We start from the raw sequence: 20,750 nt of genomic DNA, 5'->3' as shown, positions 1-20,750 counted from the left end.
ATGCATCTCAAGGCCGCCCGGTTGAACGGCTTTATAGCCTCAACGCCGCATCGAAACACCAGCCGGATTTAGGCTGACATCAACAAAAGGGAGCTTTGCCAGCCGGTTGTAAAGTGTGGCCTCAGGCACCGTCGTACAAGCAGGAGGCAGGTTTTCCCGCTAGCCCAAAACCGACGATATGAGTTGGGCGATATATATTAGTTGACTAAACTAGCGGAACGTCCAATGCACATTCCCAGAACCGAACATGTCCTGTCTAGACCATGATATCTATATGGGACATTACTACATAAGCTGAACGCGACCTCGACGGTTCGGTGGCTCCGCGTCCCCTACTCCCCAGCAACCTCCCTGTACGCCCTCACAACCCCATCAAGCCCACGTATCTGCCACGTCTCCCCGTCCCGCGCCTTGAGATAGGACCGGCCGAGCGGCACTTTCCCTCCGCCGTCCGGCAGGTCCAGCACATAGACGGGGTTGCAGATGCCCGACAGGCGCGCACGCAAGGCGCTGACCAGCGCCTGGCCCTCGGCGATCGTGGTGCGCCGGTGCGCCATGCCGCGCGCGAGATCGCCGTGGTGCAGGTAATAGGGTTTGACGCCAAGGCGGTACATCAGCTCGCGGCACAGCTCTTCCAGCACCTCGACCGTGTCGTTCACGCCTTTCAGCAGAACGCTCTGGTTCAGCAGCACGAAGCCGCCCTGCCTTAAAGTACGGCAGGCCCGCTCGGTCGCCTCGGTGATCTCGCGCGGATGGTTGAAATGGGTGACGACCGTGACCATCAGCCGGCCCTGCAAGGCTTGAACCAGCCCGCCGGTGACGCGCGAGGGCAGCGCCACGGGCACGCGGGTGTGGATGCGCAACAGCCGCACATGCTGGATCGCCTCGACGCGGGCGCGGATTTCCGTCAGCGCCTTGTCCGGCAGGGAGAGCGGATCGCCGCCGGTCAGAATCACCTCGCGGATTTCCGGATGGGACTCGATGTAGGCGAACGCCGGCTCCAGCGCCTCGCGCGAAAAACCCCGGCCGATCGAGGTCAGCGACTCCTTGCGAAAGCAGAACCGGCAATAGACCGCGCATTGATAGGTCGGGAACAGCAGAACCCGGTCGGCATGGCGATGCGTCAATCTCGGCACCGGACTGAAGGCGTGGTCGGCGATCGGATCGTCGAGCTCGCCCTCCTGCTCCGTCAGTTCATTGGGCGACGGGATGACCTGAAGCCGTATCGGATCGGCCGGGTCGCTCCAGTCGATCAGGTCGAGATAGGCCTTGGGAATGCGAACCTTGTGACGCGTGGCCGCGGCTTCGGCCGCCGCGCGCTCGGCAGGCGACAGCGGCAGGGAATCCAGATCGCCTATGTGCCGCACGCCCTCGCGAACATCGTCCTGCCATGCGGCATCCGCCTCGTCGGCACGCTCGTCATCGGCTGTCATGCCGGCCGCATCGACGGCCATGCTGGCGTCGGGGATGTCGGGATGTGAGGTCATGGAGGCTCCTTGAATTCGGGCTGGGTACAGCATTGGAGCCACGACTTGAAGGCAATAAGCGGTGTTGGGCCGGTTGGAGTGCGCGGCCAGGAGGCGGCGGCCGTCCACTGATCAGAAACCAACGTCCCGCCCGCTGACGCATAACATTAGCTTGCTCTTATATTAGCTTGAGCGTATACACATAAACGGCCGGTAATCTACCCCCCACCGGTTAGGCTCGGCGCCAGTCCCTCCCTACCCCTCAGGTCAACGACGCCGGGCCGCTCGGCCGCCGCAATTGAGGCGACCGACCAGTTCTCTTCGATGTTGATCATGTCCCTCCTCGACCCGGCAGCTGGGTGAATGCATCGGCGATGTCCGCGTCTCTTCCCGTCGCCGGCCGCGGTCGCTAATCTCGGATCGCGAAAAAGCTGGAGAACAGGGAATGGCGAACGACTTGTCGCCAAGGCTTTTGGCGATCATCAACGCGCTGCCTTTGCGGCCGGGCATGCGCGTGCTGGAGATCGGGTGCGGACCAGGTGCTGCGGCGCGCGAGATCGCGCGCCGGATCGGCGGCGGGCATGTGCTGGCGAGCGATCGCTCCGCCAAGGCCATCGCACAGGCCGGAGCCGCCTCGCGCGCCGAGATTGCGGCAGGCCGGTTGAGTCTTCGCCAGGTCGCGATCGAAGATTTCGAGTTGGAGGCCGACGAGAAGCGCTTCGACATTGCCGTTGCGGTGCGCGTCGGCGCGCTGGACGGTCGTCATTCCGAAGCGGGAAAAATCGCCCTGCAACGGCTCGGCGCTGTGTTGACCGCGCAAGGCCGGCTGTTCATCGACGGCGGCGATCCGCTGCGCGAAATTGCGATACACGGCTGAACAGCTCGTGCTTAGCCTCAGGAATCGAGCGGCAGAGCTGGGTCCGCGCCTCAGCTCCTCAACCCCGGCGCCTCCTGCCCGGTGCGCTCGACATACTCCGTATAGCCGCCGCCATAGGTATGAATCCCCTCGGGCGTCAGTTCCAGCACCCGGTTCGACAGCGCCGCCAGGAAATGCCGGTCATGCGAGACGAACAGCATGGTCCCCTCGTACTGCGACAGTGCCGTGATCAGCATCTCCTTGGTGGCGATGTCGAGGTGGTTGGTCGGCTCGTCCAGCACCAGCAAATTGGGCGGATCGAACAGCATCAGTGCCATCACCAGCCGCGCCTTCTCGCCGCCCGACAGCACGCGGCATTTCTTCTCGATCTCGTCGCCGGAAAAGCCGAAGCAGCCGGCCAGCGCCCTGAGCGGCGCCTGGCCGGCCTGCGGAAACGCGTCTTCCAGCGTCTGGAACACGGTGCGCTCGCCCTCCAGCACTTCCATGGCGTGCTGGGCGAAATAGCCCATCTTGACGCTCGGGCCGCGCGCCACCGTGCCATTATCCGGCTCGGAAGCGCCAGCCACCAGCTTCAGCAGCGTCGACTTGCCGGCGCCGTTGATGCCCATCACGCACCAGCGCTCGCGGCGACGCACCTGAAAATCCAGCCCCTCGTAGATCGAGCGGCTGCCATAGCTTTTGTGGATGTTCTTCAGCGTCACCACGTCCTCGCCGCAGCGCGGCGCCGGCTGGAAGTCGAACGACACTTTCTGGCGGCGCTTGGGCGGCTCGACACGGTCGATCTTGTCCAGCTTCTTCACCCGGCTCTGCACCTGGGCGGCATGTGACGCCCGCGCCTTGAAGCGCTCGATGAAGGCGATCTCCTTGGCCAGCATCGCCTGCTGGCGCTCGAACTGCGCCTGCTGCTGCCGGTCGGCAATCGCCCGCTGCTGCTGGTAGAATTCGTAGTTGCCGGAGTAAGCGGTCAGCGAGCCGCCGTCGATCTCGACCACCTTGTTGACGATGCGGTTCATGAACTCGCGGTCGTGCGAGGTCATCAGCAGCGCGCCGTCATAGTTCTTCAGGAACTGCTCCAGCCAGATCAGACTTTCGAGGTCGAGATGGTTGCTCGGCTCGTCGAGCAGCATGGCGTCGGGCCGCATCAAAAGGATCCTGGCCAGCGCCACGCGCATTTTCCAGCCGCCGGACAGCTTGCCGACATCGCCGTCCATCATCTCCTGGCTGAAGCCGAGCCCGTCCAGCACTTCGCGGGCGCGCCCATCCAGCGCATAGCCGTCGAGCTCCTCGAAACGATGCTGCGCCTCGCCGTAACGGGCGATGATCTCGTCCATTTGGTCGGCCTGGTCAGGGTCGCCCATGGCGTGCTCGAGCTCGCGCATCTCGGCCGCCACTTCGCTCACCGGCCCGGCGCCGTCCATCACTTCGGCGACGGCGCTGCGGCCGGACATGTCGCCGACATCCTGGCTGAAATAGCCGATGGTGACGCCGCGATCGACCGAGACCTGGCCTTCGTCAGGCTGCTCCTCGCCGTCGATCATGCGAAACAGCGTCGTCTTGCCGGCGCCGTTGGGACCGACCAGCCCGACCTTCTCGCCTTTCTGCAAGGCGGCCGAAGCTTCGATGAAGACGATCTGCCTGCCGTTCTGCTTGCTGATGCTTTCGAGACGAATCATGGTTTTCCGGGAAAGGCCAAAGGAGCGTTCCCGCGCCAATACGCGATAGGCCGCGCTTGCGGAAGCCCGCAAGTGGTGAGGTGCCCCGCGCCAAATTGTCTGAACCCGCCAGTTTCTTCCCGGCTGGATCAGGCTTTGACGGCGTAGGGATGAGCCGGCGGATCAGCTATCGGTCAGGGCTTTTGTCGTCACCAGTTTAACCCCGGTGGCGGCAAATGCCGCATTGTGCCGGGCGATGATCTCCGCGGCCGTCTCGCTGGCGGCGTCGAGCGTGCTGTGGGCGTCGGAAACCACCGTGACGCCCAGGCCCGCTGCAAAGGCGCCCTTCACCGTGGCCGCCACGCAGAAATCGGTCTGCGCGCCGATGAGAACGACCTCGCCGGCGCCCTGCCCGGCCACCCATTCTGCAAGAGCTGCATTGCTGAACGCATCGCCGACACGCTTGGCGAAAGTCGGCTCGTCCTCGGCCTGGCCAAGCGCCGGCCACACCGGCCAGCCCGGCTCACCCGGCGCCAGAGGATCGCCCTGCGGGCCGTCGTGCCTGATGAAAGCGACCTTGCGCCCGCTGCGCCGTGCCCATTCGATCAGCGCGCGGGTCCGGGCAACCATGCCGTCGGCATCATGGATCGGCGGCTCGGCAACGCCGTCGAACATGCCGGTCTGAAGGTCGATCACGATGAGCGGTGCGGTGGCCGCGGGGCTGGTCCCTGACATGGATGCGAGCATAGCGTGGTGGTAGGTGGGTCAAGGATGCTCGGCGCCGCCGTTGAAGCCGCCGATCTCCCCCCTCGTGGGGGAGATGTCCGGCAGGACAGAGGGGGGCGTGAAGTATCGCGGCCCTTCGCAAAGTAGCCCGGCGGCCCGGTGCATTTCACACCCGGCCCGATGTCCCATCCTCGCCAAAAATCCCGGTCACCCAGTCGATGAACACGCGTACCCGCGGCGCGAGCTGGCGGTTCTGCGGGTAGAGCGCCGACAGCGGTGTCGGCGACGGCGGGTACTCCGGCAGCACTTCGACAAGCGTGCCGCGTGCGAAATCCCCGGCGAAGCGGTAATGCGGCGCCTGCACTAGGCCGAAGCCAAGGCGCGCCAGCTCCGCCATCGTGTCGGAGCCGTTGACCGTCACCCGGTTGGGCAGGCCGACATAGCGCAACGCGCCGCCGACGGTGAATTCGAGCGGCATGACCTCACCGGTTCGCGACGAGCGGAAGCCGACCATAAGATGGCCTTCGAGACCGTCGGGGGTTGCCGGCATGCCGTGCTTTTCGAGATAGGCGGGGCTGGCGCATGTGACTTCGCGCAATGTTGCCACCCGCCGAACGATCATGCCGCTGTCGGCCTGTTCGCCGGAACGCAGCACGCAGTCGATGCCCTCGCGCACCAGATCGACCAGCCGGTCGCCGTCGCCGATATGCAGGTCGATCCCGGGGTAGCGGTCGAGGAACTCGGAGAGCCGCGGCAGGATGAAATGACGGGCCATGAAGCCGTGCACGTCGATCCTCAAAAGGCCCTGCGGCTGCGCCGATTGAAAGCCGGCCTCGGCATCCTCGACATCGGCAAGGATGGCGAGGCAGCGCTGGTAATAGGCCTGGCCGTCCAACGTCGGGGTGACATGGCGCGTGGTGCGTTCGAGCAGCCTCACCCCCAGCCGCGCCTCTAGGTCCTTGATCGCCTCGGTGGCGGTCGATCGCGACATCGACAGATCGGCGGCCGCCGCGGTGAAGCTGCCGCGCTCGATCACACGGGCAAGCAGGCGCATCCGGTCGAGACTGTCCATCGCCATTGTTCGCCATATCCGAATGGTGTTGGCAAGTCCCGGGCGATTATCCCGCAAGATTTATCACCTATTTTCAGTCGACAAAAATTTTGGAGAGCTGACATGATTACGCGGAATGGAAAGGTGGCACTGGTAACCGGCGCCTCGAAGGGCATCGGTGCCGAAATTGCCAGGCGGCTGGCGCGCGACGGCTTTTCGGTCGTCGTCAACTATGCCAGGGGCGCAGAAGCCGCCGAAGGCGTGGTGCGCGCGATCGAGGCGGCAGGCGGCACGGCGATCGCAGTTCAAGCCGATGTCGGCGATCCCAAGGGGATGGCGCATTTGTTCGACGCAGCCGAGCAGGCCTTTGGTGGCCTCGACGTGCTGGTCAACAATGCCGGCATCATGAAGCTCGCGCCGATCGCGCAGACGGACGACGCCGGTTTCGAGCAGCAGATCGCGGTGAACCTCGGCGGCGTCTTCCGCGGCATGCGCGAGGCCGCAAGGCGGCTGCGCGAGGGCGGCCGCATCATCAGCTTCTCGTCCAGCGTGGTCGGGCTCTACCAGCCGAGCTACGGTGTCTACGCTGCCACCAAGGCCGGCGTCGAGGCGATGACGCATGTGCTGGCCAAGGAACTCGGGCCGCGCGGCATCACCGTCAATGTCGTGGCGCCGGGGCCGGTGGCCACCGATCTGTTCCTCGGCGGCAAGTCCGAGGCACTGGTCGAGACGATCACCAGGATGATCCCGCTCGGGCGGCTCGGCCAGCCCGCCGACATCGCCGGCGTGGTGTCGTTCCTCGCCGGACCGGACAGCGGCTGGGTCAACGGCCAGGTGCTGCGCGCCAATGGTGGCACGGTCTGACTTTACCTCCAACAACCAACAGGAAACCGACATCATGCCGTTTGCAAATTTCAAGGTGCCTGAGCGCGCGCTGTCCGCCGGACAGAAGGAGGACCTCGTCCACAAGACCACAGCCCTGTTCGTCGAGATGTTCGGCGAAGGCGTGCGCCCCTACACGATGGTGCTGATCGAGGAGGTCGCCGATGGCGGCTACGGCCGCGCCGACGTGGTGTTCACGATTCCTGGGGGAAGGACGTGAAGCTGCCGATCTCCTCCCTTCTGGGACCCTCAAGGGTGAGATTGCAGCTTGGCGGTCGCGCGCTAGATCGCTGGCAGAGGCTAAGGCGAGGCCAGCGATGGACGATTGGAAGCTACCTTGGGACGGCGGTTGCTTGTGCGGTGGAATACGCTTTCGCATCAGCGCGCCGCCCTTGCTGACGACGGCGTGTCACTGCACCGGCTGCCAGAAGCTGAGCGCCAGCGCGTATTCCCTGACCATCGCCGTGCCCAGCGACGGTTTCGCCATAACGCAAGGCGAGCCGGTGGTCGGCGGCCTGCACGGCCCGCACCGGCAGCTCTATTGCCCGCACTGCAAGAACTGGATGTTCACGCGTCCGCATGGCCTGGATTTCCTTGTCAACGTGCGCGCGACCATGCTGGACGAGCACCATTGGTACGTGCCCTTCGTCGAAGTCTTCACTTCGGAAAAGCTGCCCTGGGCTTCGACCGCCGCTACCTACAGTTTCGCTACTCAGCCCGACCTTGAGGGATACGCCCCTTTGATCGAGGCGTTCGCCCGCGAAGCGGCGCGGCCAACCTGACTGGTTGCCGCCCGGAAAGGCGGCGCCAGCTTTCGTGCCTCACTTCAACTCCAGCCAGACCGGCGCGTGGTCGCTGGCGCCGACCTCGCCGCGCACGTCGCGGTCGATGCCCGCCGCTACCAGCCGGCGCGACAGCTTCTTGCTGAGCAAGATATGGTCGAGGCGCAGGCCGGCATCGCGCGGCCAGCGATTGCGGCGATAGTCCCAGAATGTGTAGAGCGTCTCCGTCGGGTGCTTCTTGCGCAGCGCATCAAGCCAGCCCTGGTCGAGCAGCCGCTGGAACGATGCCCGGCTTTCCGGCTGCACCAGCGCGTTGTCGTCATAGGAGCGGGTCGGGTAGATGTCGCGCGGCTCGGGCACGATGTTGTAGTCGCCGGCCAGCACCACCGGCAGGCCGGTGTCGAGCAACTGCGCCGCATGCGTCTCCAGCCTTTCGTGCCAGGCCAGCTTGTACTGGAATTTCGGGCCGGGCTGCGGATTGCCGTTCGGCGCGTAGAGGCAGGCGACGACGATGCCGTTGACCGCCGCTTCGATGTAGCGCGCCTGCTGGTCGCCGTCGTCGCCGGGCAGCGCCTCGCGGGTCAGCACCGGCTCCGAGCCACGCGAAAGGATGGCGACGCCGTTCCAGGTCGGCTGCCCGACCCACACCGCCCCGTAGCCGGCCGCCGCAAGCGCGGTGCGCGGAAACTGCGTCTGCCTGGCCTTGAGCTCCTGCAGGCAGGCGATGTCGGGTTTGGCGGCGGCCAGCCATGCGAGCAGGTTTGGCAGCCGGCCGTTGATGTTGTTGACGTTGAAGGTGGCGATCTTCATCGGCCTGCTTCAGCGCACGATCCGTTCGGTCCACGCCTTCACTGCATCAGCCAGCGTCTTCAGATGATCGGCGGTGGAGAAGCCGGAGATGTTTTTGCGCGGCTTCAGATCATGGTCGCCGTCTTCCAGCCAGAAGATCTCGATTGCGTCGGACAGAGCATAGGTCGCGACCTCGTCTTTGGTCCCGAACTCGTCGCGCGTGCCCTGGAAGACCAATGTCGGCGTCTTGAGGTCGGCGAGGTGTTTTGTCCGAAGCTGCGTCGGTTTGTCCGGCGGATGGAAGGGATAGCCGAGACACAGCAGCCCTGAAATCTCGCCCTTTGAAAACATCTCGTCGGCGATCATCGAAGCGACGCGTCCGCCCATCGACTTGCCGCCGATGATGAGCGGACCCTTCACGCCCTTCGCCCTGAGATCGGCGATTGCCTTGATATATTCCGGGTTAACCGTCTCGGCGCGCGGCGGCGGCTTGCGATGGCCGTAGCGGCGGGCCGCCATGTAGTGGAACTCGAAGCGCGCAACGCGGAAGCCGGCCTCGGCCAGCGCTTTTGCCGTCGCGGTCATCGAGGCAGAGTCCATCGGCGCCCCGGCGCCGTGGGCGAGCAAGATGGTGATTGGGGCAGTGTCGGGGCCATCGAAGAGGAAGGTCGTCATGGGGTGGCCCGCAGATGAAGGCCGAGTTCCTTCGCACCCCCCTCTGTCCCGCCGGCCATCTCCCCCTCAAGGGGGGAGATTGGATGTCGCCATCGCTTTCGCCAATCACCAACGTTGGAAGGCGGGCGGTAAGGAGAAGCTGCCGATCTCCCCCCTTGCGGGGGAGATGTCCGGCAGGACAGAGGGGGGTGTTCAAGCGCGACCAAATGAAGCCCTAACCCGCCGACATCCGCGCCAGCTGCAAATCGACGAACTGGATACCCTTGGCCGCCATACGTGCCCATTCGGAATCCGCGTCGAGTTCGAGGTAGCGCGCCCAGTTCCGCCGCGCTTCGGCTAGATTGCCGGCGTCGAACTCCAGCCTCGCAAGGTTGAACACCGCATCGGCGTACTTCGCATCTAGCGAAATCGCCTTCAGCAGATGCCGCCGAGCCGACGCCACCCGCCCCTCTTCGCTCATCAGCCCGGCCAGATTGAACCATGCCTCGACGAACACCGGGTCGCACTTGATGGCGCGGGCATAGTCGTGCGCCGCCTCGGCCGCGTGGCCGGAGGCGCGCAGGCAGTTGGCGCGGTTGAAGGCGGCGATGGCATCGCTCGGGTCGATGGCTAGGCAGCGCTGGTAGAGTGCCGCGGCCTGCTCGTGGTCTTCAGCCTCTTCCGCCGCCTCGGCATCGGCGAACAGCTCTTCCAGCGTGTCGTCATCCTGCGTTCCCAGATCGAACAGCAGCTGGCCGTTGACTTCGCTCTGGCCGCCCTCGAGATAGATCGCGTCGGCCCGCCCGTGCTGCGAGCCGACATTGAGCGATTTGGCGGTGAGCGAGGCGATCGGGCCGGAGCGATGCACCGACCGCACGATCGCCCCCCATGAGGCGCCGCCGGCGACCAGCCCGGCATATTTGCGGGCGAGGATCAGGTCGCGGAAGGAATACGGTTCGCAATCATGCTCGAAGGCGTCGAACAGCGACAAAAGGTCGAGATCGGCGCCGGTCAGCCGCGACTGATCGATCAGCGACTGCCGCGACAGCGTCGAGGCTTCCGGTGCCTTCATCAACCCGAGCAGCCGCAGGAAGCCGTTCTCGCTGACCAGCCTGCGCCCGGCTGCACGTTCCGCAGCGACGCGGCGCTCGATCTCGATGTCGCCGGCCCTGGCGAGCAACATGCGGCCCAACACGACATGCGTGGTGCGCCGAGTGACGCCGCGCCGCAACTGGCCGTGCTGGCGCGCGACCTCGCGCGCCGCCAGCCTGAGCGGAAAGGCCGCCAGCGCGCCGACGATGCCGAAGACCGTGCCGGCAAGAGCCGTCACGCCTTGCTCTTGCCGACGGCTTTGAGAAGGTTCGCCTTGAGCGGGTTTTCCTTGGCCGCGCCAGCGCCGGCCTTGGCGGATTTCGCCGCAGGCTTGGCCGTTTCATCGGCCTTGCTCTTCGATTTGGCCGGCGGCTTGGCCGATTGCGACAGGCTCGCCTTCAGCGCATCCATGAGATTGATGACGTTGCCGCGCTCAGGCGCCGCCGCGATGATCGGCTTGTGGCCCTTGAGCTTCTCGCGGATCATCGTCATCAACGCGATCTCGTAGCGGTCCTCGTAATTCTTCGGATCGAAGGTGGTTTCCTTCTGCTTGATCAGCGCTTCGGCCAATTGCAGCATTTCCGGATCGGGGTTTCCGGCCGGGATATTGCCGAAATATTCAGCCGTGCCACGCACTTCGTTCGGATTCCTCAAGGTGCAGACGAACATGCCGTTCTCGCGCGCGCCGATCGTCACCACGCGCTCGCGGCTGGACAGCACGAGGCGGGCGATCGCCAGCTTGCCGGATTTGCGCATCGCTTCGCGCAACACGGCAAAGGTCTCCTCGGCCATTGCGCCATCCGGCGCCAGGTAATAGGGCGCGTCCTGGTAGATGACGTCGACCGAACGCTCGTCGACAAAGGCCTCGATGTTCATCGTATGGTTGGATTCGATGCGCACCGCGTCGAGATCGGTATCGTCGATGATGATGTATTGCTTGTCCTCGTATTCGTAGCCCTTGACCAGGTCCGAACGCTCGACCAACCCGAGTTCAGGGTCGACCGGCTTCATGTTGATGCGGTTGTGCGTCTTCTTGTGCAGCTGGTTGAAGCTGATGCGCTCGCTGGCACTGGTCGCCGGATAGAGCCGGACCGGACAGCTGACCAGACTGAGCTTGAGGTAACCTTTCCAACTTGCCCTGGGCGCCATGAAATACTCCTACGCGGCCTTGTGCTGTCGAACTGTTCGCAGCGCTGTTTCGTCCGGAGGACGAATGCGGCTGCCGAAATCCTACATTGCCCCTTACAATACCGGCAAATCCCTAGCGAAATCTTCCTCCGCTGGGAGCCGCCTGCAGGCAAGAGGTCCGTGGCGAAGAATAATTCAAATTTTCCGGAGCGTCGATGGAGTCTGGGCCGCGCTCGCAGAACTACGTCGCGGTGCCTATCGCCGGCAAATCCCTGGCGAAATCTTCCATGTCGGCCCAAGGGTCGCCTGACGTCGCCAGAAGGCCCGGCAGCGAGGAATAATTCAGATCCTGCGGAGCATCGATGGATTCCAGATCGCTCCAGCTGACCGGCGTCGAGGCCGGCAAATTGGTGCGGGCGCGCAGTGAATAGGGAGCCGCCGAGGTGTGGCCGCGCGCATTGCGGTGAAAATCGATGAAGATGCGCCGCTTGCGGTTGTCCTTGCCCATGGTGGTGGTGAAAGTGTCGGGCGCGGTGGCGGCAAGATGCGTGGAGATGGCGCTGGTCGCCTGGTGCAGTTTCTTCCAGTTCTGCTTTTGCGTCACCGGCACGGTGATGTGGATGCCGTGCCCCCCGGAGGTCTTGGCGAACGGCACCAGCCCTAGCGCTTCCAGCTCGCCCTTAATGTGCACCGCCGCCTCAACCACCTCGCGCCAGGCGATCCCTTCGCCCGGGTCGAGGTCGAAAACGATCAGGTCCGGCTTGTCGAGCCGCGTGCGATGGGTGCCCCAGGTGTGGAACTCGACGACGCCGAACTGCGCCAGAGCCAGATAGCCCTTGGCGTCTTCCACCGAGAGATAGGATTTGGTCTCGCCCTCCGAATTCGTCGCCTCGAAGGTCGCCACCGAGGACGGCATGCCGGTGAAGGCGTGGCGCTGGAAGAAACAGTCCTGCGGCTTGCCGGTCGGGCAGCGCACCAGCGAGACCGGCCGGCCGAGAATGTGCGGCAGCATGAAATCGCCGACCAGCGCGTAATAGACGGCGATATCGAGCTTGGTCGGGCCGGTCTTGCCGAACAGCCGCCGCGTCGGGTTGGTCACCCAGATTGTGGCGAGGTCGGCCTCGGCGATCAGCCGCTTGCGCTTGGCCGAAACCGGCGTCGACAGGCCGACGTCACGCAGGCCGCGGAACACGGCATGGCGCAGCGCATTGTCGGTGGTCCGGTTGGCGTAATGGATATGCGCCGAAAGCAGCGGCCGCACCCAGTTCATCTCGCGCATGATCTCGCGCGGAACGCCCTCGGGCGCGGATGCACCGGCCCGCAACGGCTCCAGCCGCGCCAGCAATTCGCCTGCGGTCGCGGCATCGAAGCCGGTGCCGACCTTGCCGCGATAGTGCAGCTCGCCGTCTTCGAATTCGCCGAGGCCAAGTGCAGCGAGTCCCTCGGCCGCGTCGGAGACGGTGTAGCCAGCGATGACAAAGTCGCCGGTCTGGAGCGCCTTGGTCTTGGTCCAGGTTTTGGTGCGGCCGCTCTGGTAGATCGCCGTGGCGCGTTTCGACACCACACCCTCCAGCCCCATCTCGGATGCCTGGTCATAGAGCGCCTGGCCGTCGCCTTCGACATGATCGCTGAGCTGGATGGCGGAGTTGGCGCCGAGACCGGACAGAAGTTGCGAAAGCAGCGCCTTGCGCCGCCGAAGCGGCGCTTTTGTCAGGTCCCAGCCGTCGAGATAGACGAGGTCGAAAGCGTAGAAGTGGAGCTTGTTGCCGGCGCCTTCGGCCAGCGCGTCCTGCAGAAGGGCAAAGCGGCTGATGCCCTTGGCGTCGAGCGCGACGACCTCGCCGTCGATGATCGCCTCCCGGCACGGCAGCCTGGCGAAGGCAAGCGGCAGGTCGCCATAGCGCTTCGTCCAGTCGAGGCCGGCGCGGGTGATCAGCCTGACCGCACCGTCGGCCAGGTGCGCCATGGTGCGGTAGCCGTCGAACTTGATCTCGTGCAGCCATTCCTCCCCAGTATCCTCACCGTCCGGCGGCTTGGCCACGGAGGTCGCCAGCTGCGGCTCGATCCGGGAAGGCGGGGGCGCCTTGACGGCGCCCGGCAAAGCGCCGGGTTTCAGCACCACCGGCTTGGCAGGTTTGGCGGCAGGCTTCGGCGGTGCCACCAGTTCCTCAATACGACGGCCGGATTTGACGCTTTCCGGCCGGGCTTCCAGTATGTCGAGCGTGGCATCGGCGGCGAGATCGCGCTCCTTGAACAGCAGCCAGTTCTTCTTGCCCTCATCCTCGCCGGGCTTCGGTTTCAGCCGCGTCAGCATCCAGCCGCCATTGAGCTTCTCGCCGGCGAGCCGGAACTTGAAGGAGCCGGTGCGCAGGCTCTTTTCGACGTCGTCCATCGGCGCCCAGACGCCGGTGTCCCAGACGATCATCGGTCCGCCGCCATATTCGCCTTCGGGAATGACGCCCTCGAAATCGATATATTCGAGCGGATGGTCCTCGGTCTCGACCGCCAGCCTTTTGTCGGCCGGGTTCAGCGACGGGCCGCGCGGCACCGCCCAGCTCTTCAGCACGTCGCCGACCTGCAGGCGCAAATCATAGTGATCGGCGGTGGCGTGGTGCTTGTGGACGACGAAGCGGTTGCCTTCACCGGCAGCCAGGCCACCGGCCGGTTCCGGCGTCCTCGTGAACTCGCGCTTGGCGCGATAGGCCTTGAGCTTCGAAGGAGCTGGCATGGACTAGGCGTAGGTGGTGGGCAAAAGCAACGAACGCAGCATCAAAATCCCATCGCAGCGGCGCTCCAATGTCACGGCATGGATCCCAGGGTCTCCGCGACGTCGCTTCGCTCCTGCTCCGCCCTGGGATGACGAAGGATGGGAGGTCACGCCGCTCAATCGTCGGTGGCCGGCGTCAATTCGAGCTCGGCCGGCGACAGGCCCTGCTGCAGCTGGCTGAGCCGGAATTCGTCGACCCAATAGGCCTCGCCGTCGACCAGCACCCGCGCACTGTAGCCGCCGGCGGAAAAACGCTGCGCGGTGATGTAGACCTTGTGGCGGTCGAGCGCCTTGCGCACCGCGGCGCGCTTGGATTTCTGGCTGGTGACGGAACTGGCCATGCTGGTTACTCACGCACAAAGCCGCAAGGCGGCATGCCTAAGGATGGCCGAGAGCGGGTCGGCTGTCAATTTGGCGGCCGCTGCGAGCCCTCGCGCGGTGGCGTCTCTGGCTCTGTGGAAACCGAGCCGGCGCGCTATATTGAACGTGGCGGCTTGGAACGCGATGCTGACCTGGAGAACTTCACATGACGTTGACGACACGCAAACTCGGCGGCCAGGGGCTGCAGGTTTCCATGATCGGCCTCGGCTGCATGGGCATGAGCCAGTCCTACGGCCCGGCCGACGAGGCGGAATCGACCGCCACGCTGCACCGCGCCATCGAACTCGGCTGCACCTTCCTCGACACTGCGGAAGTCTATGGGCCGCACGCTAACGAGGAACTGCTCGGCCGCGCGCTGCAGGGCCGGCGCGATGAGGTGACGATCGCGACGAAATTCGGCTTTCGCATCGAAAACGGCAAGCAAGTCGGCACCGAGCGCGACAGCCGGCCGGAGCATATCCGCGAGGCTGTCGAAGGTTCGCTGAGGAGGCTAGCCAGCGACCACGTCGACCTCCTCTATCAGCACCGCGTCGATCCGGCGGTACCGATCGAGGAGGTGGCGGGTGCTGTCGGCGAGCTGATTGCTCAGGGCAAGGTCCGCTTCTTCGGCCTCTCGGAGGCCGGCGCCGCCAATATCCGCCGGGCGCATGCCGTGCATCCGGTGTCGGCAGTGCAGAGCGAATACTCGCTGTGGGAGCGCAATCTCGAGCCGGAAATCATTCCCCTGCTGAAGGAGCTCGGCATCGGCCTGGTGCCGTTCTCGCCGCTCGGCCGCGGTTTTCTCACCGGCGATGTCAGGCGCGCCGAAGACTATCCAGAGGGCGATTACCGGCGCGGCGATCCGCGCTACCAGGGCGCCAACTATGACGCCAACATGCAGGCGGCAGCCACGGTACTCGACATCGCCGCGGCCAAGCGCGTCAAGCCAGGCCAGATCGCGCTGGCCTGGCTGCTCCACAAGGGGAGCGACTTCGGCATCGACATCGTGCCGATCCCCGGCACCAAGCGCAGAAAATATCTCGAGGAGAACGTCGCCGCGGCTTCGATCAGGCTCGACGCCGCCGAGATGCAGGTGCTCGACGACGCGCTGGCGCCGGGCAAGGTCGCCGGTCCGCGCTACGGCGAGCGCACCATGGTGATGATCGATCGGTAGGTCTTGCCTTCTCCCGTTCTTGCGCAAAGCTCCGGCCTTGGCTAGCATCCGCCGGCAGGCACCGAGCGGAGGAGAACGTCGCGGTGGACCGGCTGGAGCGCCGTTGCGTCCCTTCAAACACGAGTTGGGCGCTCGAAGGACACTCCATTTTTGAATCGACGCAAGGAACCTTCCGGAAAACCCATTCCGGTTTCGGGGTCATGCGCTCATCTGGGAGGAGACTAAATTGATCAACAGACGTGAATTCCTGCTGTCGACCGCGGCGATGGGCGCCTTGGCGCTGGCCGCTCCGCAATTGGCTTTCGCCCAGGACAAGCTGACCATCCTCGGTTCGGTGCCGAGCCTCGGCTTTCCGTTCTTCGTGCACATGCTGAACCAGATCAAGGCTGAGGCGCAGGCGCAAGGCGTCAACCTGGTCGAGAGCGACGGCCAGAATTCGGCGCCCAAGCAGACCGCCGACATCGAGGCGGCACTGGTGCAAAAGGTCAACGCCATCGTCATCTCGCCGCTCGACGTCAACGCGCTGGCCCCAGCCATCGAGGAAGCGGTGAAGGCCGGCGTTCCCGTCGTCACTATCGACCGCCGCGTCGAGGGCGTCGAAGGCATCCTCGCCCATGTCGGCGCCGACAATGTCAAGGGCGGCGAGGCCGAAGCACAGGCCATGGTGGCGGCGTTCCCGAACGGCGCCAAGATCTTCCATCTGCAGGGCCAGCCCGGTGCCGGCCCGGCGATCGACCGCAACAAGGGTGTGCACAACGTCCTTGATCCCATGAAGGACAAGTACCAGATCATCTTCGAGCAGACCGCCAACTTCGCCCGCGCCGAGGCGCTGTCCGTCACCGAGGCCGGCCTTGCCGCCAACGGCAAGCCCGACGCGATCATCTGCGCCAATGACGACATGGCGCTTGGCGCGGTTGAAGCCTGCGCGGCGCGCAACTTCACCGACGTCAAGATCTACGGCTTCGACGCGCTTCCCGAAGCGTTGGTCGCTGTGCGCGACGGCAAGCTGGCCGGCACGGTCGAGCAATTCCCCGGCGAGCAGTCGCGCACCGCCGTGCAGATCGCGGTCGCCTACGCCAGGGACAAGACCGAGCCGAAGGAAAAGCTGGTGCTTTTGACGCCGATCGTCATCGGCAAGGACAATCTCGACAAGGCGGAGAGGCTGGGCGAGACGAAGTAGGCGAAGCCGGCGGGACAGCACCCCCCTCTGGCCTGCCGGCCATCTCCCGCTCAAGGGGGGAGATTGGATGTTACCCCGGCTTTCGCTAATTTTCGATCTTGCAGAAGAGGCGAGGCCAATGAAGCTGCCAATCTCCCCCCTTGAGGGGGAGATGGCCGGCAGGCCAGAGGGGGGTGCTGTCCCGCCAATCGCAAATTGGGAGCAACCTTTGCCCGCGACTGAAGCCACTGCGCCTTCACCCTCCCCCGCCCTGCTCACCGTCGAGGGCGTGACCAAGCGCTTTGCCGGCGTCACCGCGCTGAACGACGTTTCGCTCGAAGTCCGCCCCGGCGAGATACTCGGCCTGCTCGGCGAGAACGGCGCCGGCAAATCGACGCTGCTCAAGATCCTGTCCGGCGTGATGCCGCCGTCCAGCGGTCGCATCGTCTTCGACGGCGTCGAATTCAATCCGCACAATCCGCAGGATGCCAAGCGCCACGGCATCGTTACCATCTACCAGGAACTGAGCCTGATCCCGACGCTGACCGTGGCGGAGAATATTTTCATCGGCCGCGCACCGCTCGGCCGGTTCGGGCTGGTCAGTTGGCGGCGAATGGAGGAAGATTCCCGCGCGATCATCGCTCGTGTCGGCCTCGATCTCGACCCGGCGACGCCGGTTTCCGCACTGTCGGTGGCCGAACAGCAGCTGGTCGAGATCGCCCGCGCGCTATCGCTGAAGAGCCGCTTGATCATCATGGACGAGCCGACCTCGGCGCTGACCGAAACCGAAGTGCAGAAGCTGATGGCGATTATGGGCCGGCTGCGCAAAGACGGCGTCGCCATCATGTTCGTCACCCACCGGCTGGAGGAGGCATCGGCAATCTGCGACCGTATGACGGTGCTGCGCGACGGCAGGCTGGCCGGCCATCTCGACCGCGAAGGTGGGCCGATCAAACTGCCGAAGATCATCGAGAAGATGGTCGGCCGCGCCGCTTCCGAGCTCTATGCGAGGCCGACGCAGCGCGATGTCGCCGGCGACGTCCGGCTCTCGGTGCGCGGCCTGCGCACGGTGCGCGATCCGCAGGCGCCGCACGCCATCGTGCTCGAAGGCGTCGATCTCGACCTCAAGGCGGGCGAAATCCTCGGCGTCGCCGGGCTCGTCGGTTCCGGCCGCACCGAGCTCGCCCGCGCCATCTTCGGCGCCGACCGCATTGCCGCCGGCACCATCAGGCTCGATGGCAGGCCGATCGCGCCGGCCTCACCCGCCGATGCCATCGAGCTCGGCATCGGCCTGGTGCCGGAAGACCGCAAGCACCAGGCGATCTTCGCCGCACTCGCCATCCTCACCAATTTCTCGATCGCCGCGCTCGACCGCTACTCCAATGTCGGTTTCATGGCCGAGCGGCGCGAGCGAGAAGCGCTGGCGAACTACAGGAAGATGCTGTCGATCCGCATGGCCTCGCCCGAGCAGGCGATCGAGGGACTGTCCGGTGGCAATCAGCAGAAGGTCATCCTTGCCCGCTGGCTGGCACGCGATCCCAAGGTGCTGATCGTCGATGAACCGACGCGCGGCGTCGACGTCGGCGCCAAGGCGGAGGTTCATCAGATCCTGGTAGAGCTCGCCGCGCGCGGCATCGCCATCATGATGATCTCGTCCGAGCTGCCCGAAGTGCTTGCCGTGTCGGACAGGATCGTCACCATGCGGCGCGGGCGCATCACCGGCGAGATGCCTGGCATCGAGGCGACCGAGGAGAAACTGATGGAACTGATGGCGCTCGACCAGAAGCAGGAAGCCCAGAACCAGGAAGCAACGCAATGACCAGCACGACCGAACGGAGCCAGCGCGGCGGCGTCAATCTTGCGCGCCTGCTGATGAGCTTCGGCCCGCTGATGTTCCTGGCGGTGCTGATCGTCGTCTTCACCGTGCTGAAGCCGAGCTTCATCGACCCGATCAACCTGTTCAACATCATGCGCCAGATCTCGATCACCGGCCTGATCGCGCTAGGCATGACCTTCGTTATCCTCACCGCCGGCATCGACCTGTCGGTCGGCTCGCTGCTCGCCTTCTGCGGCATGGTCGCGGCGGTGGTGGCCAAGGGCGGCACCGCCAACACGCTGTCGCTGTCGACAACGGGCACGCTGGGCTATGGCTGGTTCGCCGCCCTTCTCGCCGCCGTCGTCGTCGGCGCCGTGGCCGGCGGTGTCCAGGGCTTTGCCATCACCAGGCTGAAAGTACCGCCCTTCGTCGTCACGCTCGGCGGCCTCACCGTGTTTCGCGGCCTAACGCTGACGATCTCCAATGGCGGCCCGATCTCCGGCTTCGACGCCTCGATGCGCTGGTTCGGTACCGGCCTGATCGGCCCGGTGCCGGTGCCGGCGATCATCTTCGCGATTGCCGCAATCCTGTGCCACATCGTGCTGCGCTACACGCGCTACGGTCGCGCCGTCTACGCCGTCGGCGGCAATGCCGAGGCCGCGCGGCTCTCCGGCCTGCGCGTCGACCGCATCCTGATCTCGGTCTACATCATCGTCGGCTTCTTCGCCGGCCTTGCCGCCTTCGTTTTGTCGGCGCGGCTCAACTCCTCCGAAGCCGTCGCCGGCATCGGCTACGAGCTGACGGTGATCTCGGCGGTCGTCATCGGCGGCACCTCGCTGTTCGGCGGCATCGGCAGCGTCGGCGGCACGGTGGTCGGTGCAGGGCTGATCGGCGTCCTGCAGAACGGGCTGCAATTCAACAACGTCTCGTCATACACGCAAAGCATCGTCATCGGCCTGATCCTCATCCTCGCCGTCGCCTTCGACCGCTGGCTGAAATCGCGGGTAAGGCGGTGATGGCGGGGGCGACGATTTTCGCTGCAAGGCAGCAAGAGGTTGGCGAAAGCGCTGGCAACAGCCAATCTCCCCCTTGCGGGGGAGATGTCCGGCAGGACAGAGGGGGGTGGGAAGGATCGCCAACGTCTCAATGTAAGCCGCTTCCAAGCCCATTCCAGCAGGAGGATTAGACTGCAAATGGCTGACAAGCTGGCGGGACAGCACCCCCCTCTGCCCTGCCGGCATCTCCCCCGCAAGGGGGGAGATCGGCCGTCACCCATGACTTCGCCAATCACGAAGACAGGAGCGCCTAGTGGGGCACGATCTCGTTCCGTCACGCCAGCGCAAGAATGCAAAATCCATGCGTCGCGCGATGACCGACGCCGAGCTGAAACTGTGGAATGAGCTTCGCGCGCATCGGCTGATGGATTTGAGCTTTCGCCGGCAGGTGCCGATTGGACTCTACATTGTGGATTTTGCCTGTCCGACGCACGGCCTCATCGTCGAGGTTGATGGCAGGCAGCACGCCGACGCTGAGCACGCCGAGCGGGATAGGATACGCAGCGCCTATTTGGAGAGCAGCGGCTGGACTATCCTGCGCTTCTGGAACGACGACGTCATTCGCGATATCGACAATGTCTGCCAGCACATAGTCATGACGGCCGGTGCGGATGTGCGCTGAACTCGGCCGTGCAGGATCGGCGGGACAGCACCTCTCTGTCCTGCCGAACATCTCCGCTCAAAAGGGGCAGGTTTCTGAGGCGAGGTGCCAATGACCCAAATAAGAACCATGACCGAACAGGACGTGCCCTCGGTATCGCGGCTGCTGGGCCAATCCTGGCGCCACACCTATTCGCCAATCCTGGGTGCCGAGACCACGGCACGGCTGTCGGATGAGAAGCACGCGCCGGAGCGGCTGGTGACCGAGCTCGGGGACGACAGCAAGATGTGGTTCGTGGCCGAGCGGGCGGACGGCTCGCTCGCCGGCTACGCGATGGCCGCGATGGGCAACAAGGGCGATGTCATGCTCGAGCGGCTCCATATCGACAAAAGCGAGTACGGCACCGGGCTGGCGGCCGATCTTTTGCACGCGGTTCTTGCAGCGCATGCGGGGATTCCCAGCATCGCGCTGGAGGTGATCGAGGGCAACGACCGGGCAATCGCCTTTTATCGCAAGCACGGTTTCGAAGTGGTCGAGCGCCGGCCGGCTGCACACGGGGTGGGCGGCCACGCCTCGCTGATTATGCGCCGGTTACTACCGATGGCTTAGAGCGCTGTCGGCGAAGCTGCCAATTTCCCCACTCTCATGATTGCTGACAATGGCCTTTGACATAAGCTGCAGCCCGCCGATCCGATCGGCGGTCGAGGCACTTGTACGGC

20 protein-coding genes are annotated in these 20,750 nt (G+C 64.9%); 10 read left to right on the top strand and 10 right to left on the bottom strand.

The window, feature by feature from the left end; genetic code table 11:
- Positions 1–332: 332 nt before the first annotated feature.
- Positions 333–1,487, bottom strand: coding sequence for a KamA family radical SAM protein (locus NKI01_RS27950; protein ID WP_502899480.1), 1,155 nt, complete (start codon positions 1,485–1,487; stop codon positions 333–335).
- 424 nt (positions 1,488–1,911) lie between these two features.
- On the opposite strand from NKI01_RS27950, the gene NKI01_RS27945 reads away from it, so the two are divergent.
- Positions 1,912–2,343 (top strand): SAM-dependent methyltransferase, encoded by a 432-nt coding sequence (locus NKI01_RS27945; protein ID WP_352965374.1) that lies wholly within the window; start codon positions 1,912–1,914, stop codon positions 2,341–2,343.
- A gap of 50 nt (positions 2,344–2,393) precedes the next feature.
- Here NKI01_RS27945 and NKI01_RS27940 read toward each other — a convergent pair whose 3' ends face one another.
- From NKI01_RS27940 to NKI01_RS27930, 3 genes are all read right to left on the bottom strand, one after another.
- On the bottom strand, positions 2,394–4,016 hold the full coding sequence (locus NKI01_RS27940; protein ID WP_352643612.1) for an ABC-F family ATP-binding cassette domain-containing protein: 1,623 nt from the start codon (positions 4,014–4,016) through the stop codon (positions 2,394–2,396).
- Between the two features lie 162 nt (positions 4,017–4,178).
- Positions 4,179–4,730, bottom strand: coding sequence for an isochorismatase family protein (locus NKI01_RS27935; RefSeq protein WP_352481631.1), 552 nt, complete (start codon positions 4,728–4,730; stop codon positions 4,179–4,181).
- 157 nt (positions 4,731–4,887) lie between these two features.
- Complete coding sequence (locus NKI01_RS27930; RefSeq protein WP_352788736.1) at positions 4,888–5,793, bottom strand: LysR family transcriptional regulator; 906 nt, start codon at positions 5,791–5,793, stop codon at positions 4,888–4,890.
- 102 nt (positions 5,794–5,895) lie between these two features.
- Between NKI01_RS27930 and NKI01_RS27925 the strand changes: the two genes are divergently transcribed.
- From NKI01_RS27925 to NKI01_RS27915, 3 genes are all read left to right on the top strand, one after another.
- Positions 5,896–6,636: an SDR family oxidoreductase gene (locus NKI01_RS27925; protein WP_352965372.1), complete on the top strand. Its 741-nt coding sequence runs from the start codon at positions 5,896–5,898 to the stop codon at positions 6,634–6,636.
- A gap of 34 nt (positions 6,637–6,670) precedes the next feature.
- Positions 6,671–6,874 carry a tautomerase family protein gene (locus NKI01_RS27920; RefSeq protein ID WP_292656388.1) on the top strand — a complete coding sequence of 68 codons (204 nt, stop codon included), beginning with the start codon at positions 6,671–6,673 and terminating at the stop codon, positions 6,872–6,874.
- Positions 6,875–6,971: 97 nt separating this feature from the next.
- Positions 6,972–7,436, top strand: coding sequence for a GFA family protein (locus NKI01_RS27915; protein ID WP_352481634.1), 465 nt, complete (start codon positions 6,972–6,974; stop codon positions 7,434–7,436).
- 39 nt (positions 7,437–7,475) lie between these two features.
- Here NKI01_RS27915 and NKI01_RS27910 read toward each other — a convergent pair whose 3' ends face one another.
- The 6 genes from NKI01_RS27910 to NKI01_RS27885 all read right to left on the bottom strand — a co-directional run bounded on the left by NKI01_RS27910 (position 7,476) and on the right by NKI01_RS27885 (position 14,207).
- On the bottom strand, positions 7,476–8,246 hold the full coding sequence (locus tag NKI01_RS27910) for an exodeoxyribonuclease III (protein WP_352496062.1): 771 nt from the start codon (positions 8,244–8,246) through the stop codon (positions 7,476–7,478).
- 9 nt (positions 8,247–8,255) lie between these two features.
- Positions 8,256–8,900 carry an alpha/beta hydrolase family protein gene (locus NKI01_RS27905; RefSeq protein ID WP_352844587.1) on the bottom strand — a complete coding sequence of 215 codons (645 nt, stop codon included), beginning with the start codon at positions 8,898–8,900 and terminating at the stop codon, positions 8,256–8,258.
- Between the two features lie 214 nt (positions 8,901–9,114).
- The gene (locus NKI01_RS27900; protein WP_352481636.1) at positions 9,115–10,209 is read right to left on the bottom strand and encodes a tetratricopeptide repeat protein; all 1,095 of its coding nucleotides are present in this window, start codon (positions 10,207–10,209) and stop codon (positions 9,115–9,117) included.
- Positions 10,206–11,120 carry a non-homologous end joining protein Ku gene (gene ku, locus NKI01_RS27895; protein ID WP_023718114.1) on the bottom strand — a complete coding sequence of 305 codons (915 nt, stop codon included), beginning with the start codon at positions 11,118–11,120 and terminating at the stop codon, positions 10,206–10,208. The genes NKI01_RS27900 and ku overlap by 4 nt, the downstream gene beginning before the upstream one ends.
- 220 nt (positions 11,121–11,340) lie before the next feature.
- Positions 11,341–13,827, bottom strand: a complete 2,487-nt coding sequence (gene ligD / locus NKI01_RS27890) for a DNA ligase D (protein ID WP_352788715.1) — start codon at positions 13,825–13,827, stop codon at positions 11,341–11,343.
- Positions 13,828–13,982: 155 nt separating this feature from the next.
- Complete coding sequence (locus NKI01_RS27885; RefSeq protein WP_023718112.1) at positions 13,983–14,207, bottom strand: hypothetical protein; 225 nt, start codon at positions 14,205–14,207, stop codon at positions 13,983–13,985.
- 185 nt (positions 14,208–14,392) lie between these two features.
- Here NKI01_RS27885 and NKI01_RS27880 point away from each other — a divergent pair, with 185 nt between their 5' ends.
- The 6 genes from NKI01_RS27880 to NKI01_RS27855 all read left to right on the top strand — a co-directional run bounded on the left by NKI01_RS27880 (position 14,393) and on the right by NKI01_RS27855 (position 20,640).
- Complete coding sequence (locus NKI01_RS27880) at positions 14,393–15,400, top strand: aldo/keto reductase (protein ID WP_023718111.1); 1,008 nt, start codon at positions 14,393–14,395, stop codon at positions 15,398–15,400.
- Positions 15,401–15,629: 229 nt separating this feature from the next.
- Complete coding sequence (locus NKI01_RS27875; protein ID WP_023718110.1) at positions 15,630–16,580, top strand: substrate-binding domain-containing protein; 951 nt, start codon at positions 15,630–15,632, stop codon at positions 16,578–16,580.
- Between the two features lie 208 nt (positions 16,581–16,788).
- Positions 16,789–18,378 (top strand): sugar ABC transporter ATP-binding protein, encoded by a 1,590-nt coding sequence (locus tag NKI01_RS27870; protein WP_352965369.1) that lies wholly within the window; start codon positions 16,789–16,791, stop codon positions 18,376–18,378.
- The gene (locus NKI01_RS27865; RefSeq protein WP_023718108.1) at positions 18,375–19,391 is read left to right on the top strand and encodes an ABC transporter permease; all 1,017 of its coding nucleotides are present in this window, start codon (positions 18,375–18,377) and stop codon (positions 19,389–19,391) included. Before NKI01_RS27870 ends, NKI01_RS27865 begins: the two co-directional genes overlap by 4 nt.
- Before the next feature lie 292 nt (positions 19,392–19,683).
- Positions 19,684–20,052, top strand: a complete 369-nt coding sequence (locus NKI01_RS27860) for an endonuclease domain-containing protein (protein WP_352965367.1) — start codon at positions 19,684–19,686, stop codon at positions 20,050–20,052.
- A 108-nt stretch (positions 20,053–20,160) separates the two neighbouring features.
- Positions 20,161–20,640 carry a GNAT family N-acetyltransferase gene (locus tag NKI01_RS27855; RefSeq protein ID WP_023718106.1) on the top strand — a complete coding sequence of 160 codons (480 nt, stop codon included), beginning with the start codon at positions 20,161–20,163 and terminating at the stop codon, positions 20,638–20,640.
- The last annotated feature ends 110 nt before the right edge of the window (positions 20,641–20,750 follow it).

The sequence above is a fragment of the Mesorhizobium sp. M0815 genome, assembly GCF_040319995.1.
In the GTDB taxonomy this organism is placed as follows: Bacteria; Pseudomonadota; Alphaproteobacteria; order Rhizobiales; family Rhizobiaceae; genus Mesorhizobium.
Note: the sequence above shows the minus strand (reverse complement) of the source record. Positions and strands in the feature narration are given on the sequence as shown.

Bases quoted from the DNA above. Each gene is read 5' to 3' on its own strand.
- NKI01_RS27910 (WP_352496062.1), bottom strand. From the start codon at position 8,246: ATGAAGATCGCCACCTTCAACGTCAACAACATCAACGGCCGGCTGCCA.
- NKI01_RS27915 (WP_352481634.1), top strand. From the start codon at position 6,972: ATGGACGATTGGAAGCTACCTTGGGACGGCGGTTGCTTGTGCGGTGGA.
- NKI01_RS27880 (WP_023718111.1), top strand. From the start codon at position 14,393: ATGACGTTGACGACACGCAAACTCGGCGGCCAGGGGCTGCAGGTTTCC.
- NKI01_RS27950 (WP_502899480.1), bottom strand. From the start codon at position 1,487: ATGACCTCACATCCCGACATCCCCGACGCCAGCATGGCCGTCGATGCG.
- NKI01_RS27865 (WP_023718108.1), top strand. From the start codon at position 18,375: ATGACCAGCACGACCGAACGGAGCCAGCGCGGCGGCGTCAATCTTGCG.
- NKI01_RS27925 (WP_352965372.1), top strand. From the start codon at position 5,896: ATGATTACGCGGAATGGAAAGGTGGCACTGGTAACCGGCGCCTCGAAG.
- NKI01_RS27855 (WP_023718106.1), top strand. From the start codon at position 20,161: ATGACCGAACAGGACGTGCCCTCGGTATCGCGGCTGCTGGGCCAATCC.
- NKI01_RS27905 (WP_352844587.1), bottom strand. From the start codon at position 8,900: ATGACGACCTTCCTCTTCGATGGCCCCGACACTGCCCCAATCACCATC.
- ku (WP_023718114.1), bottom strand. From the start codon at position 11,120: ATGGCGCCCAGGGCAAGTTGGAAAGGTTACCTCAAGCTCAGTCTGGTC.
- NKI01_RS27945 (WP_352965374.1), top strand. From the start codon at position 1,912: ATGGCGAACGACTTGTCGCCAAGGCTTTTGGCGATCATCAACGCGCTG.
- NKI01_RS27940 (WP_352643612.1), bottom strand. From the start codon at position 4,016: ATGATTCGTCTCGAAAGCATCAGCAAGCAGAACGGCAGGCAGATCGTC.
- NKI01_RS27935 (WP_352481631.1), bottom strand. From the start codon at position 4,730: ATGTCAGGGACCAGCCCCGCGGCCACCGCACCGCTCATCGTGATCGAC.
- ligD (WP_352788715.1), bottom strand. From the start codon at position 13,827: ATGCCAGCTCCTTCGAAGCTCAAGGCCTATCGCGCCAAGCGCGAGTTC.
- NKI01_RS27885 (WP_023718112.1), bottom strand. From the start codon at position 14,207: ATGGCCAGTTCCGTCACCAGCCAGAAATCCAAGCGCGCCGCGGTGCGC.
- NKI01_RS27930 (WP_352788736.1), bottom strand. From the start codon at position 5,793: ATGGACAGTCTCGACCGGATGCGCCTGCTTGCCCGTGTGATCGAGCGC.
- NKI01_RS27920 (WP_292656388.1), top strand. From the start codon at position 6,671: ATGCCGTTTGCAAATTTCAAGGTGCCTGAGCGCGCGCTGTCCGCCGGA.